This window comes from Wolbachia endosymbiont of Drosophila aff. chauvacae BK-2020, from assembly GCF_032848195.1.
Lineage (GTDB): Bacteria > Pseudomonadota > Alphaproteobacteria > Rickettsiales > Anaplasmataceae > Wolbachia > Wolbachia pipientis.
In genome coordinates this window covers 651,893-665,613 of record NZ_CP136586.1, presented here as the reverse complement: position 1 = coordinate 665,613, position 13,721 = coordinate 651,893, and the positions used below count along the sequence as shown (strand labels likewise).

Sequence of the window (13,721 nt, the reverse complement as noted above, 5' to 3'; positions counted from 1 at the left end):
TACACTGGTTACTGTGCAAATTCAATTCCTTGAGGCTTAGATAGTCCTTCAGTATTAACATCAGACACATTAGTGTTCACTTCATCAAAATTTCTCTCAGCAAATTCGCTTACCACTTCCGCAAAACACTTTTTAATAAGAGGCATAACAATTGGCATTAACAGTTTTCGTGGATCATACCATCCTAACAGGTCAGTTTCCTTTTGTACCCTATCTCTTGGATCCTCTTCTAGTAAATCTTTTGTGTGCTTTTCAGCATATATTTCACAGCCTTTTGAGAAAACAGGAGCTAACATTTCAATTAATACTGCCAATAACAATAGTGAACCAAGTATGGTTCCACCAACAGTTAATCTATTAGCAATGCAATTTGTTGTAAGTAGATAAACAGAAAAAGCAGCTAAAGGATAGTTGATAAGAAGCTTATTGCCTAGCGTGATATAGTTTATTTTACTCATGAATTCATCAGTGGAAATTTCTGAATTTTTATACTTTTTCATATAATAATTTACTAATAAATGAGAGGCATTACCAGCAATGATATTAAATCCTATGATCCACCATGAAAAATAGCAACCTATAGTAACTCTAGTTAATAGAGCTAAAGGCAGAAGACTTATTTTGGGGACAAGCAGTAGAGCATTTTTACGCTCTATAAATTTCAACGCTAATGCTTTCTTATCTTCTTTAACTAGGCTTCTCTTTTCTTCTAGAGGAGTAATATAATTGAATAATTGTATGCTTGGCTTTGTTATATATTGATATAGCTCTTTCATTAATTTTGTACTTTCTACACTCTTCTTAAAATTATCTAAATTTGGATTTTGCAAAATCCTATTTATTTGAGCTTGGAGTTTCATGCATTTTTCTAGATCTTTTTTAAACGAATAGTCATTTCTTTTTAGTATAGAAATCAATCCATCAAAATCTTTCCCTACAGCATCTTCCTCTAAACTTATTTTTAGCTTATTAAACAAACTTCTCCTATAGTGAAACTTTCTTGCCGTTAAACGCCCATCACTTTCAGCACCAACACTGACTTTAACACAAGGATTTCCTGACTCTAAAGGTTCAATGTACTTTTTCAGCTCTTGATAAGCTTTATAAATCTGATCAAATCTATTTTTGTCTCCACCTTTGTCAGGATGGTTTACAAGTATCAATTTATTATATTGTTTTTTCAGAAACTTGCTAAGAGCTTGATAATCCTTACCTACAATTTGTTCAGCTTTTATCTCTAGTACGTTAAACAGATCATTATTATCATAAAACTCCTGACCAGTTAACTTAAAATGTTGACTCATTACTACACCTCACATAAATACACGATACTATTAGTATAATATATTTAATGTTTCACACAAGCATAAAAATATCAAGCAACCACTAAGAGAAGAAACCCTCTTTCCCATCATACAAATACAACTTATCCATTCTCACCACATCAAAATTATGTTCCTCAAATTTGATTAGCAAGTTATTCACATCACTATTTGTAATTTCATTATTTGCAATGAACCTGCAGGTTATTTGGTCACTTGAAGACTTTGAACTTCCTGGCCAAATCGCAAGGCCTTTTGAATATATTGCTATAATCTGCGGATTACTTGTTTCAAACAACTTCACTATTTGGTCAAAGTCAGCCGGCTTACTCCAGGCAAGCGTTATATCGCTACCCACTAGTTTTTTAATCTTATAATCCTGTTCATAATTATCCTGTATTTTATCCACTTTACTATTTGGATCACTGCCAATTATAAGCTCAGATAATGTTTTCGGTTTTTTTCCTAGATTGTCTATAACAGCTTCTGCAAATTCTTTTGTACCAACTTTCTGTTTACTTCTTTTCTCCTTATATAAATCGGCAGTGTGTATTCCATCCTCCAAAGTCTTGAGCCATGCATCGTAGATTAGTTTTGCAGTACCCACTTGACCTATGTAAATTAGCATATGCACTGCAGCATTTAAAAGACCAGAAGGATTGGCTATGTTTTTTCCTGCAATATCAGGGGCAGAACCGTGCACTGCTTCAAACATTGCGTATTCATTCCCGATGTTGCTACTTCCGGCAAGCCCCACAGATCCAGAGGTTTGTGCGACTATATCTGATAATATGTCGCCATATAAGTTCTCGGTTACTATAACATCAAAATTCTCCGGTTCTGTTGCAACACGCGCCATTCCAATATCAACTATATAATGTTCTGCCTTTATATCTGGGTATTCCTTTGCAATGCGATCAAACGCGGCATGGAAAGTTCCGTCAGTCATTTTCATGATGTTATCTTTAGTCAGGCAAGTTACTTTTTTTCTGTTGTGTTTTTTTGCATATTCAAAAGCGTACCTGCATATCTTCTCTGAGCCAGATCTAGTAATAATTTTAGTGCATTGGTAAGAGTCACCAGTGAGCCTATACTCTATTCCGGTGTAAACGTCCTCTTCATTTTCACGTATCACTACGATATCAAACTTATCGAATTTATTTTCTATAACAGGATGATATGAAATGCATGGTCTGATATTTGCATACAACCCTAGATTTTTTCTGAGTGCAACGTTTAAGCTTTTGTGCCCTTTACCTTGAGGAGTTGTTGTCGGAGATTTTAATAATATTTTTGTCCTTTCAGTTGATTCCCAACCACTTGGAGAAATTCCGTGAGACCATTCTTTACTGTAAACACGCTCCCCTATTTCAATAATATCTATTGAGATTTCCGCTTCTGCTTCGCGCAATATCGACAGCACCGCTTCCATGATTTCTGGTCCGATACCGTCGCCATATGCAACTGTGATTAGTGTTGACATAACTTCCCTAGTTATAAATGATTTAATATTAATTTAAATAATAGAGTGGCACAAGTAGCTAATATTACCCAAGTTAGTATATTTACGGTTATTTAATAACGTATTTTTATATCATATGATGATATTATGAAATATAGGTGGGGTTATGAATACTGAAATAAATGTTAAAGTAAATTATGTAGGATTTACAAGGCGTATTGTAGCAGAAATACTTGACCTCATCATATTTTCCCCTCATTTTATCTTCGGTTTTATCTATGGTGTATTCATCGTATCATTACAAGATCAAGATAAAGACTCTTTTCAGGAACTTGCACAACTAGCAACAGAAATACCATTTATAGTTTCTACAGTGGTCGCAACATTAGTACTAACAATATCCAAAATATTAATGGTAACAAAACTTGGTGGTACCCCAGGAAAACTATTGTGTGGTATGCATATTAAAGATGCTAATACATTTACAAATGTTACCCTTATGCAAGCAACAATAAGATGTATTTCTAAGGGAAGCATCTGGATTATTTTTCGCTTTTTGCTTCATCTGCATTATCATGGTTATACTTTTCTATATCTTTTAATTGTGCTAATTTTATTTTTGTTTGCAGTATTTGATCAACGCAAACAGACTTTTTACGATAAAATTGCAAAAACAGTAGTGATAGACTGTAAATCTAGTTGATATTTTTCTTTATAGGTAGTACATGGATAAAAAAGTAAACTACTCAACGATGACAAGACGTACTCTAGCATTTATAGTTGATTGTATTTTATTTATCGCAATACCATTTGGTTTAATGGCGGTGGATTTCTCACTTACACACGCAATACAAGGGATCATGGGTGCAATAATTGTAATCACCACGATTGTATTTTCTTTATTTTTAATGATACCATGTATATTTCATATATTCATGCTAGTAAAATTTGGCGGCACTCCAGGACACTTGTTATTTAGCATGCGTGTAAAAGACAAAGATACATTTGAGTCAATCACTACAATGCAAGCAATGAAAAGGACTATAGCTCTTTTTATAATTTATTGCATATCACTTTGTAATCCCATTTTATTCTTAGCTATACTAATCTTAGTTTTAGTATGTGCAGTAGGTGATGAACATAAACAAGCTTTTCACGACAAAATTGCAAACACGGTAGTGATAGATTATAAACCTAGTTGATATTTTCCTTTAGCTGTCTGCCACCAAGGGTGTCATTCCAGTGTCACGCGCTAACTTAAGGTAAATTGCCAACTTAACTATAAATATATTTTGGTAAATCCAAATTATTTTAGCTATAAGAGCGTTTTACTTTTTGCTCAGCATATCCATCATAACTGGCTTACTTTTAGTGATTCATGGAGTTAAAAAAGTCAGCATTGCTCTTTGTTAAAAGTAGTTTGTCACGTAAAAATTCCATTGCTTCAACGGGTCCCATAGGATTGAGTATCCTACGCACCACCCATATTTTATTTAGTATAGCCTTATCAACTAATAGCTCTTCCTTCCTTGTTCCGGATTTTGTAATATCAATAGCTGGAAATATACGTTTATCAGAAAGTTTTCTATCAAGTATGATCTCAGCATTCCCTGTACCTTTAAACTCTTCAAAAATAACTTCATCCATTTTTGAACCAGTCTCTATAAGAGCTGTGGCGATTATAGTTAAAGAACCCCCATTCTCAATATTACGAGCTGCTCCAAAAAAGCGTTTTGGTCTCTGCAGTGCGTTTGAATCTACACCACCAGTTAGAACTTTCCCAGACGAAGGAATAACCGCATTATAAGCACGTGCAAGTCTAGTAATATTGTCAAGTAGAATTACCACATCTTTTTTATGCTCAACCATTCTTTTAGCTTTTTCTATTACTATTTCAGCAAGCTGTACGTGACGGTAAGCAGGCTCATCGAATGTAGAACTTACTACCTCACCTTTTACAGAACGTATCATATCTGTTACTTCTTCAGGTCTTTCATCTATAAGTAACACTATTAATTCTACTTCAGGGTGATTTATAGCTATAGAGTTAGCCATTTGCTGAAGCAATACAGTTTTTCCTGTGCGAGGTGGAGCAACTACTAACGCTCTTTGCCCTTTTCCAAGAGGAGCTACTATATCTATAGCACGCATGCTTAAGCCTTTTTTATCATCACCATTATTACACTCAAGTACTATGCTTTCCTCAGGATAAAGAGGAAGCAAATTATCAAAATGGACGTACTTTCTTAATTCACTTACTTCAGTAGAGTTTATACTTTGAACCTTAGTTAAAGTAAAATATCTCTCTTTATCACCAGGTGGCCTTATTTCTCCATATGCCATATCTCCTGTACGTAAATTAAACTTCTTTATTTGCCCGTTAGAAATATAAACATCATCGGTACTTGGGGCATAATTTGCACTTGCTGAACGTAAGAAACCAAAACCATCAGGCAATATTTCCACTATTCCACTCCCTGTGGTTATGCCTCCTTCTTCACTCATTTTTTTCATTAAGCTGAATATTATTTCCTGCTTTAGCATTCTACCATTGCTTTTACCGTTAGTTGAAATTTTTCTTTCTTCAGCTAACTCTAACAATTCTTCTGCTGTTTTCTCTTTTAATTCGCTCAGATCTAATGTTTTTCTGTTTTTCTCAGTACCTTCATTGACCATCTGTTTTACTGTATCGTTATTGTAAATTTGCTCACTTTTTTCAGGTTGAGCTGTAACCTTTCCTTTTGCCAAAACATCTTCATTGATTGTTGTCATAATCCTCCAAAAATTTTAATTGATGCTTACTAACCTAAAATGTGACTATAAGATAATAAATTAGGCTGAGTTAGTTTCAGTGCGTATTAAGCTTAATTATCATTAAACCCCGTACTTCACTTACATTATACTAATAAACACTAGCAAGTCAAGTTAATTTAATGTTAACAAAACACAAAAATTTGAGGATTTTCAATAGCTATTCTTTATATTTTTTTAACCTTTCTTGCTTCTCCTCTTCTACTTTTGCTTTTTCCACTTCTGCTTCTAAATTTTCTTGACTACATAAGCCGAGTAGTACAGGATCTTGGGGTTTTATATTTTGCATGTTATGATGAGATCCATCTCTTACCTGCTCAACTGTGTAATTTGTTGTACTAATTAATTTAGCTATAACGTTATTGTCCAAGATAGGAAATTTTTTTACTAAATAATAAATCGCATCAGGTTTATCTCTACGTCTTGCCGTAGAGGCAAAGCCAAGAATGCTACCAATCGCTTTACTCCTTTTTTTTATATTTTTTATAATCAAATTTGGTACACGATTTGGATTTTTTTTGCAATCATCGATTTCTTTTTCAGTAATTATTCCAGAAATAATAGGGTTATATTTTTCTACTTCTATTTCCTCATCAGCTATGTCTTGTACTTCTTCAAGGGCCAATCTGCAACATTGTGCTATTTGATTAAAAGTTAAACCAGTGTTGTCTACTAACCAAGCAGCTATTTGCACTAGAAACTGTTTATTTCTATCGTTATTGCCCTTAGAAGATTCCATTGACATCAAAAAAGCATCTCCCATTTAAAGTATCCCTTACTGTTATACAGAGCTAAAATATAAACTATTAAAACTAAAAAAGCATTAATTTTGTCATTCAATAACTTTTTGTTTGTCACTTCCCACCTCTTAAGTTAATTAAATGCGCTTACCTTTAAGCATATTTCAAACAAAATATTTCCCCTTCCTAAGGTATAGTATAACTCAGTTAAACATATGTTCCTATTTAAGATTAGAGAGTTAAATTTTAAGTTAATATATTGTAATATTATATATATTAGCTAATAAAGCAACAGGTTTACAAGCATTAAATTATCACTATTCTATAATTAATCATTAATTAACTGGGTTTAAAATGAATGTTAAAAATTTTTTCACTAAAGTAACCGTTGTCCTTTTAGCTTGCTTGTTAATCTTCATGGGAACTGGCAACCTTTTATCAGGTGATGATGAAAAAGAAGAGGTAGCTAGGGTTGGAAAAGAAGTTATAACGTCAGATGAGTATAAGTCGCTATATCAAAATTATGGAAAACAAATTTCTGGATCTGATGCGAGTAGAGAACAAGTAAAAAAGCTGAAATATGATTTGCTTAACGCACTTATAGAGCAAAAACTATTGTTTAACCTAACTAGTGAGCTGGGGTTGACAGTTGGAGAAGAATCTATAAAAAACCATATTAAAAACACCAAATACTTTCAAAATGATAAAGGTGAATTTGACAAAAATAAATTCTATGAAACGCTAAATGACCTGCATATGACAGAGAAAGAGTATATAGCAAAGCTAGAGAAAGTCCTGCCTGCAATGATGTTCATGACTTCATTATTTAAAGATAATTATCCAGTAACTTTTGGCGAGAAAATTGATGAGCAGATATACAAAAGTCGCTACCAAACTAGAGTAGTTGATATTGTTAAAATAACTGAAGATGCAGTTACAAACATTCCTGAACCAGATGATCAAGCCTTACTTGATTTGTACGAAAGAAATAAATCCCATTTTTATTATCCTGAGTATCGAACTGCGCAATATATTTCCCTAGGCCAAAAGTATTTTGAAGATCAAATCAAGATCTCAGATGAAGAAGTTGATGGTATAATAGAACAACAAGAACTTAAAAATCAAAGAGATATATTCAATGCAATATTTTCTACCAAAGAAGAAGCTGAGACAGCAAGAAGAGCATTTGAGGAGGGTAAAACAAGCTTTGAACAGATAGTAGAAGAGTTTGGCAAAGCAAAACTTGAGGAAACTAGAGTAAATAATATAACTAAGGATTTTTTACCAGAAGACGTGAGAGAGAAGGTATTTGCTCTTAAAGTAGGTGAAGTAAGTGAAGTTTTAGCAAGCAGTTTTGGTTGGCACATAGTAAAAGTGGAAAGTGCGCATCAAATCTCTGATGAAGACTTAGTTGATTTAAAAAAAGACATAAAGTCAGTTCTAACTAACCAAAAGTCTTTTGAAAGAGTCAATGATTTCATAAACCAAGTGAACTATAAGATATACAATGGTTCAGAAATTGAAGAAATATTGAGTGAATATAATTTACCTATACAAACTATTGGTCCAGTAGATGCGAGTGGAAAAGATCAAAGCGGTAATAACGTAGGAGATTCTGGTGATTTGATTTCTTTCATTTTTTCGCGAGAAAAGGATCAGAAAGGTTATTTTAAGGGCGTTGGGGACGCCGTTGTTAGTGTAAAAATCGTCGATATCTTTCCACCCAAATTGCAAAGTTTTGAAGAAGGCAAGGCATTAGCGGTAGAGCTTTGGCGTAGTGAGTTTATAAAAGAAAGAATGTTTAAATTCGGGCAAGAGGTTGCAGTTCAACTAAGAGAAAAAACAGATTTGGAAGAAATTCAAGGTGTGGAATTAGTTAAAGGTCAGCAGATGCACCGCAATAAAGTGGATCAACAAAACTACCCCTTTTCTTTTGTAGAAGAGATTTTCAATATGAAAACAACTGGTTCAGTGACAGATCCTATTCAATACAATAATGAAATTATAATAGGTGTTCTAAAAGAAATGCATTCATCAAATGGCAAATTAAACACGCTTGACACCGGAAAACGTGTGATGATATCGCTAAAAGAGCAATTAATTAGCTATCTGGAATCAAAGTATAAAGTCGAAGTTAATCACGCTATACTTGATGATATATAATCAAAAATCTTATAAGCTGCTTCAAACGCATCCAGTGCCCAGACGCACAACTGTACGAACATTGCGATTTGAGAGCAATCTTCACTAGAAAGGATGTCATCCCAGTGCCCAGACACTGGGATCCAGGAATTTTATTAAGTTGGTAAGCATAAAAGTAGCCGTTTTATGTTAAAATACAACGTTTTAATGATTAAAAAAAGGCTGGATTCCAGTGTCAAGCACTGGAATGACACCATTTGCTGTGCAATTTACCTTCAAAAATGAATGTTCGTATAGCTGTGCGCCCGGCACTGCCCTACATTATTGGTAATTATATTATAAGGTGCAAAAGCTGTATAATTCATTTGACTTAAAACGGCTCATTGTATAAAATTGTGGCTAATATATGAATAAAGGTTAACATGGCAGTTAAAATAAGGTTGGCGAGGTTTGGCGCAAAGAAACGCCCTTTTTATAGGATAGTTGTAGCTGATTCACGAGCACCAAGAGATGGGCGTTTTATTGAGAAAATAGGACAATATGATCCAATGTTACCAAAAGACAATAAAAATCGTGTTGTGGTGAAAGCTGATAGATTAAAACATTGGCTAAGTGTAGGCGCGCAGGCAACTGAAAGAGTACTGTGGTTTATCAAAAAAGGCATAGTAACTTTAGAAACAGAACCAAAGAAAACAGAAAAGAAGAAAGTAGAGAACGAGAAAGCACAAGGGCAAGAGGCATAAGTCTCTTAAAATGCTAAATACTGATTTAACAAACAGCGATAAATTAGACGATATTGTATCTTCTGATTTGTCAGCTATGAATGACTTTGTCTTCAAAAATGTCAATGATGAAGATGCTAAGCTTGCTACTGATATTATATCTCATCTTGTTAGGTCAGGTGGAAAAAAAATAAGGCCTAAACTAGTTTTTATTATATGTAAAATGCTAAACTATTCTGGGGAGAATAGGATCAACGTTGCTGCATCGGTAGAGTTTATACACAATGCTACTTTACTTCATGATGATGTGCTCGATGAAAGTGAGGCACGCCATGGAGTTAAAACAGCGAATAAGATTTGGGGAAATAAATCAAGCATTTTAGTTGGTGATCTATTGTTGACTCTAGCATTTAGATGGCTTATAGAGTGTGGAAATTTAAATATTCTCTCTATTTTATCTAAAGCATCGCATTTACTTGTGAAGGGTGAAATAAAGCAGATGACAGCACGCTTTGACCCCCACACAGTCAGGGAAAATTATTTTGATATCATTGGAGAAAAGACAGCATCTTTATTTTCTGCATGCTGTGAAGCTGCATCAACAGTATCTGGTGCAACAAATGACGAAACAGAGAGGCTAAAGAATTTTGGTTTTAATTTTGGTATGGCATTTCAAATAGTTGATGATATGCTCGATTATACTGCTAATCAAGGCACTTCTGGAAAGCAAGTCGGAAAAGACTTTTTCGAAGGTAAAGTCACCTTACCTGCTATTATAGCATACGAAAAGGGCAGTCCAGCAGAGCAAAAATTCTGGGAAAAATGCTTTTCTTCAGCTAGACACAATTTTGACCAAGCATTACACTATATTAATCACCATAATGCCATTCAGCTTTCTATGGAAAAAGCTAGACACTACATTAATATGGCACAAAATGATATTAGTACTTTTTCTGATTCTTTTTATAAAACTACTTTAATTAACTTTTTAAATGCGAGCATAGAAAGACGAATGTAGCTGGCTCTTGATATTTTCAGATTAATTGTTATATATTTATTAGATTCTTAAGGGTAATGATATGTCAGATAGCAGTAAGGAGAAAAAGAAGAAGTTTGCTGATATGGTAAGTAGGCAGAAAGGTGACGACCAACAAAGTGATAACCATAAGCAAACTGATGATTTAAATGAAGATCTCAATACATTAAAAGAACGTGCAGTTCAGCTTGAAGATCATTTACGCCGTGCTGTTGCAGATAATGAAAACGTCAAACGTATAATGCAAAAGCAAATTAGCGATGCAAGTGACTACGCAGTCACAAAACTTGCACGTGATATGATCGACTCGTGCGACAATTTAAAAAGAGTAATGGAAATTTTGAAAGACGGTGATCCTGTTCATGAGGGGATTAAAGTAGCTTATCAAAAAATTATAAATGATCTAAAAAAACATGGAATAGAGGAAGTAGACCCACTTGGTGAGCTTTTTGATAGTAATTTACACCAAGCTGTTGTGGAAAGAGAAGACAATGAAAAAGAGCCTGGCACCATTGTAGAGGTACTACAAACTGGTTATACTATCAAAAATAGGTTGCTCCGCCCTGCAATGGTTATTCTTTCTAAGAAATCTGCTGATTGTGGAAACGATTAGCATGAGGTAAATGTATAATGACAAGTATTGTCTTTTCAGGTATCCAGCCAAGTGGCGTACTACATTTAGGTAATTATCTTGGTGCAATCAAACAGTGGATAGACTTACAGGATAAATACAAATCTCTTTTTTGTATTGTCGACCTACATGCAATCACAGCAAATAAGCTTCCCGCAAGTGAATTAAAAAGTAATATTTTCAAAACAGCAGCAGCTTATATTGCATGTGGAATAGATCCAGAAAAGTCCATTATTTTTAATCAGTCCACAGTTAGTGGTCATGCAGAACTGGGCTGGCTGCTTGGGTGCTATACACCAATTGGTTGGCTTAATCGCATGACTCAATTTAAAGATAAAGCTGGCAGCGATAAACAAAAAGCCTCTCTTGGATTATATAGTTATCCAGTACTTATGGCTGCAGATATATTGTTGTATCAAACTAAATACGTTCCTGTTGGTGATGATCAAAAACAGCATTTGGAGCTTGCACGTGATATTGCATCAGCTTTTAACAATCATTATAAGCTGGATCATTTCATCGTACCTGAAATCTTAACTTTGGATTGCACATCAAGGATAATGAGCTTAAGAGATGGTACAAGCAAGATGAGTAAATCTGATCCTTCAGAACATTCGTGCATTAACCTTGATGATACGGATGACTTAATTGTCAAAAAAATAGAAAAAGCAAAAACAGATTCAATTCTAGGCTTTGCTACTTTAGAGTGCCGACCAGAAATAAGCAATTTGATAAACATTTATTCAGTGCTTAGTAATGTAAATGTGAAAAAAGTATGTGAAGAAGTGAACAAACATGACATGAAGCACTTCAAAAAAGAGTTAGCTGATTTAATTATCAGTGTTATATCACCCATACGTGAGAAAATGAATGATCTTTTAAAAGACCAATTCCATTTACATGAAATATTAAAAAAAGGCACAAAGAAAGCAGCAGAAATTGCAACCCATAATATAAAAGAAATCAAGGATATTATTGGATTTGCTCAATATCTGTAAGGTTCCAAAGTGTGATGGTGCGAACCGTCATACCGCCGCGGTATCTCAGCCGCTAACACGTAGCGGGATGACGGTTTTTCAAGTTGTCGGTAAATCTAAGTCAGTTTAGCTATAGGCAGCAATTTTCTGTATTTATTTTAAGTTGAAGAAAGCTCAAATGAAAAATCGTGTTTTGCTAAAAATCACAGAATGCAGTCTGGTTACAAAATTCTCTAATGGTCTTAAATAAAACTTCCAGTGAATGATTGTCAGACATATTGTGCTCTGCTGATTTTATTAAGTGTACTTCAACATCGGTTGACTTAATTTTTTCAGCTAAATTCAATGAAGTTTGATAAGGAACATCTTTATCATTAATGCTATGCAGCAAGCGCACAGGACAGTTTATATCTATTGTCTTTTTGTTTAAAAGAAGGTTCTTTCTGCCATCTGCGATCAAATTTTTAGTTATTTTGTATGTACAATGCTCTGAAGTAAAATCTATTACACCTTTAGAATCTAGTTCTTCTTTTTGCTTGCCTGACAATTGCTTGAATATCAAATCTTCAGTAAAATCGGGAGCAGACGATATACCAATTAGTGCTGCAATTTTTTCTGGAAATTGAAGGGCAGTGAGCAACACCAGCCATCCTCCCATACTTGAACCTATAATTATTTGTTTATCGCTAGTTAATTCACTCATTACTTTAGCACAATTTTTTTGCCAATCACTTATCGTGTAATCAATAAAATTACCACTTGAATGACCGTGACCAAAATAATCAAATAGCACAAGTGCTACGTCATTTTCTTGGCAAAATTTGTAAATAGCAGTTGCTTTAGTTCCATCCATATTGGATGCAAATCCACCGAAAAAAACTACAGAAGCTTTCTTTCCTTGTAGCTTTCGATATGCTATGTGACCATTATTTCCATCAAACAATTTACAATAATCCATACTACTTTGGCAAAGCAACCGGGCTATCACTCAATTGATGCAAATAACTAACTAGATCTGCAATTTCTTGTGGATTGGAAATACCTGCAAATGCCATACGTGTACCTTTTATATAGGCTTTTGGGTTCTTTAAAAAGGCAAATAGCTCCTCATACCCCCATTTTCCACCTCTTTCAAGCACTGCTTTTGAGTAATTGAATGAGTTACCAAGATGGGCCTTTTTATTTCCAACTATGTTCCATAAGTTTGGTCCTACTTTATTCATTCCACCTTTCTCAAAACTATGGCAGGCTATACATTTTTTTGCTGCTGATTTACCTTTCTCAAAGCTAGCATTCTGCATGAGCGCTCCAATATCAAGCGCCACTTGCTCGATTTTTTGCTGGAACTCATTGCTGCCAGCAGCTACTATCGTTTGGTGTTCAATCTTATATTCTTCTGGACTGTAAAGCATATCAACTACATTACTAACTATCATAATGATTAGCCCAGAAAGTAAAATCGATGCTGCAATCTTATTAAGCTCCATAGTTAATTTTTATTAAGTAATGTTACTTAAATTATGCGAATATTTTCGCAAATAGCAACCAATTACCTTGAAGCTCGCTAAAGATGAGAGTCTCTATAGCTAACCCAAGAAAGGTTTTCCTACGTCCATACCGCCGCGAACCGTCATACCGCGATTCATTTGCGGTATCTCAGCCGCTAACAAGAGATCCCGCTAACAAGTAGCGGGATGACGAGGTTCACTGCCATTAAGTTAAGGAAAGAATGGTTAAAAACTGAACTAAAAAGTCAGAAATAATTAAGGATTTATGACAAATACTGAAACAGAATAGAGTAAACTTTAAAGCAGATAAACTCTGAAGTGTAAATTACTTAAGAAATAGTTTGTTTAGAAGTCATTTTACAGGAGCTAT

The 13,721-nt window shown here is 34.3% G+C and carries 13 protein-coding genes; 7 read left to right on the top strand and 6 right to left on the bottom strand.

Going from position 1 to position 13,721, the window contains the following annotated elements:
- Positions 1-8: 8 nt before the first annotated feature.
- Positions 9-1,304 carry a molecular chaperone DnaJ gene (locus R0F62_RS03495; protein ID WP_274979294.1) on the bottom strand — a complete coding sequence of 432 codons (1,296 nt, stop codon included), beginning with the start codon at positions 1,302-1,304 and terminating at the stop codon, positions 9-11.
- An 82-nt stretch (positions 1,305-1,386) separates the two neighbouring features.
- Positions 1,387-2,805 carry an isocitrate dehydrogenase gene (icd, locus tag R0F62_RS03490; RefSeq protein WP_274979295.1) on the bottom strand — a complete coding sequence of 473 codons (1,419 nt, stop codon included), beginning with the start codon at positions 2,803-2,805 and terminating at the stop codon, positions 1,387-1,389.
- A gap of 145 nt (positions 2,806-2,950) precedes the next feature.
- Between icd and R0F62_RS03485 the strand changes: the two genes are divergently transcribed.
- On the top strand, positions 2,951-3,487 hold the full coding sequence (locus R0F62_RS03485) for an RDD family protein (protein ID WP_274979296.1): 537 nt from the start codon (positions 2,951-2,953) through the stop codon (positions 3,485-3,487).
- A 22-nt stretch (positions 3,488-3,509) separates the two neighbouring features.
- Positions 3,510-3,986, top strand: a complete 477-nt coding sequence (locus tag R0F62_RS03480) for an RDD family protein (RefSeq protein ID WP_010082496.1) — start codon at positions 3,510-3,512, stop codon at positions 3,984-3,986.
- A 166-nt stretch (positions 3,987-4,152) separates the two neighbouring features.
- Here R0F62_RS03480 and rho read toward each other — a convergent pair whose 3' ends face one another.
- Both rho and R0F62_RS03470 read right to left on the bottom strand, forming a co-directional pair.
- Positions 4,153-5,556, bottom strand: coding sequence for a transcription termination factor Rho (gene rho, locus R0F62_RS03475; protein ID WP_007549497.1), 1,404 nt, complete (start codon positions 5,554-5,556; stop codon positions 4,153-4,155).
- 199 nt (positions 5,557-5,755) lie between these two features.
- The gene (locus tag R0F62_RS03470; RefSeq protein ID WP_010082495.1) at positions 5,756-6,358 is read right to left on the bottom strand and encodes a cell cycle transcriptional regulator TrcR; all 603 of its coding nucleotides are present in this window, start codon (positions 6,356-6,358) and stop codon (positions 5,756-5,758) included.
- Between the two features lie 331 nt (positions 6,359-6,689).
- On the opposite strand from R0F62_RS03470, the gene R0F62_RS03465 reads away from it, so the two are divergent.
- From R0F62_RS03465 to trpS, 5 genes are all read left to right on the top strand, one after another.
- On the top strand, positions 6,690-8,498 hold the full coding sequence (locus R0F62_RS03465) for a peptidylprolyl isomerase (protein WP_274979297.1): 1,809 nt from the start codon (positions 6,690-6,692) through the stop codon (positions 8,496-8,498).
- 401 nt (positions 8,499-8,899) lie between these two features.
- Positions 8,900-9,220, top strand: coding sequence for a 30S ribosomal protein S16 (gene rpsP / locus R0F62_RS03460; protein WP_006279266.1), 321 nt, complete (start codon positions 8,900-8,902; stop codon positions 9,218-9,220).
- Positions 9,221-9,230: 10 nt separating this feature from the next.
- Complete coding sequence (locus R0F62_RS03455; protein ID WP_010962840.1) at positions 9,231-10,217, top strand: polyprenyl synthetase family protein; 987 nt, start codon at positions 9,231-9,233, stop codon at positions 10,215-10,217.
- Between the two features lie 61 nt (positions 10,218-10,278).
- Positions 10,279-10,848 (top strand): nucleotide exchange factor GrpE, encoded by a 570-nt coding sequence (locus R0F62_RS03450; protein ID WP_182282656.1) that lies wholly within the window; start codon positions 10,279-10,281, stop codon positions 10,846-10,848.
- Between the two features lie 17 nt (positions 10,849-10,865).
- Positions 10,866-11,864, top strand: coding sequence for a tryptophan--tRNA ligase (gene trpS / locus R0F62_RS03445; protein ID WP_070356910.1), 999 nt, complete (start codon positions 10,866-10,868; stop codon positions 11,862-11,864).
- Positions 11,865-12,039: 175 nt separating this feature from the next.
- Here trpS and R0F62_RS03440 read toward each other — a convergent pair whose 3' ends face one another.
- Both R0F62_RS03440 and R0F62_RS03435 read right to left on the bottom strand, forming a co-directional pair.
- Positions 12,040-12,801, bottom strand: a complete 762-nt coding sequence (locus R0F62_RS03440) for an alpha/beta hydrolase (RefSeq protein WP_317051320.1) — start codon at positions 12,799-12,801, stop codon at positions 12,040-12,042.
- A 1-nt stretch (position 12,802) separates the two neighbouring features.
- Positions 12,803-13,330 (bottom strand): c-type cytochrome, encoded by a 528-nt coding sequence (locus R0F62_RS03435; RefSeq protein ID WP_010082469.1) that lies wholly within the window; start codon positions 13,328-13,330, stop codon positions 12,803-12,805.
- Positions 13,331-13,721: the final 391 nt, after the last annotated feature.

Bases quoted from the DNA above. Each gene is read 5' to 3' on its own strand.
- R0F62_RS03495 (WP_274979294.1), bottom strand. From the start codon at position 1,304: ATGAGTCAACATTTTAAGTTAACTGGTCAGGAGTTTTATGATAATAAT.
- icd (WP_274979295.1), bottom strand. From the start codon at position 2,805: ATGTCAACACTAATCACAGTTGCATATGGCGACGGTATCGGACCAGAA.
- R0F62_RS03485 (WP_274979296.1), top strand. From the start codon at position 2,951: ATGAATACTGAAATAAATGTTAAAGTAAATTATGTAGGATTTACAAGG.
- R0F62_RS03480 (WP_010082496.1), top strand. From the start codon at position 3,510: ATGGATAAAAAAGTAAACTACTCAACGATGACAAGACGTACTCTAGCA.
- rho (WP_007549497.1), bottom strand. From the start codon at position 5,556: ATGACAACAATCAATGAAGATGTTTTGGCAAAAGGAAAGGTTACAGCT.
- R0F62_RS03470 (WP_010082495.1), bottom strand. From the start codon at position 6,358: ATGGGAGATGCTTTTTTGATGTCAATGGAATCTTCTAAGGGCAATAAC.
- R0F62_RS03465 (WP_274979297.1), top strand. From the start codon at position 6,690: ATGAATGTTAAAAATTTTTTCACTAAAGTAACCGTTGTCCTTTTAGCT.
- rpsP (WP_006279266.1), top strand. From the start codon at position 8,900: ATGGCAGTTAAAATAAGGTTGGCGAGGTTTGGCGCAAAGAAACGCCCT.
- R0F62_RS03455 (WP_010962840.1), top strand. From the start codon at position 9,231: ATGCTAAATACTGATTTAACAAACAGCGATAAATTAGACGATATTGTA.
- R0F62_RS03450 (WP_182282656.1), top strand. From the start codon at position 10,279: ATGTCAGATAGCAGTAAGGAGAAAAAGAAGAAGTTTGCTGATATGGTA.
- trpS (WP_070356910.1), top strand. From the start codon at position 10,866: ATGACAAGTATTGTCTTTTCAGGTATCCAGCCAAGTGGCGTACTACAT.
- R0F62_RS03440 (WP_317051320.1), bottom strand. From the start codon at position 12,801: ATGGATTATTGTAAATTGTTTGATGGAAATAATGGTCACATAGCATAT.
- R0F62_RS03435 (WP_010082469.1), bottom strand. From the start codon at position 13,330: ATGGAGCTTAATAAGATTGCAGCATCGATTTTACTTTCTGGGCTAATC.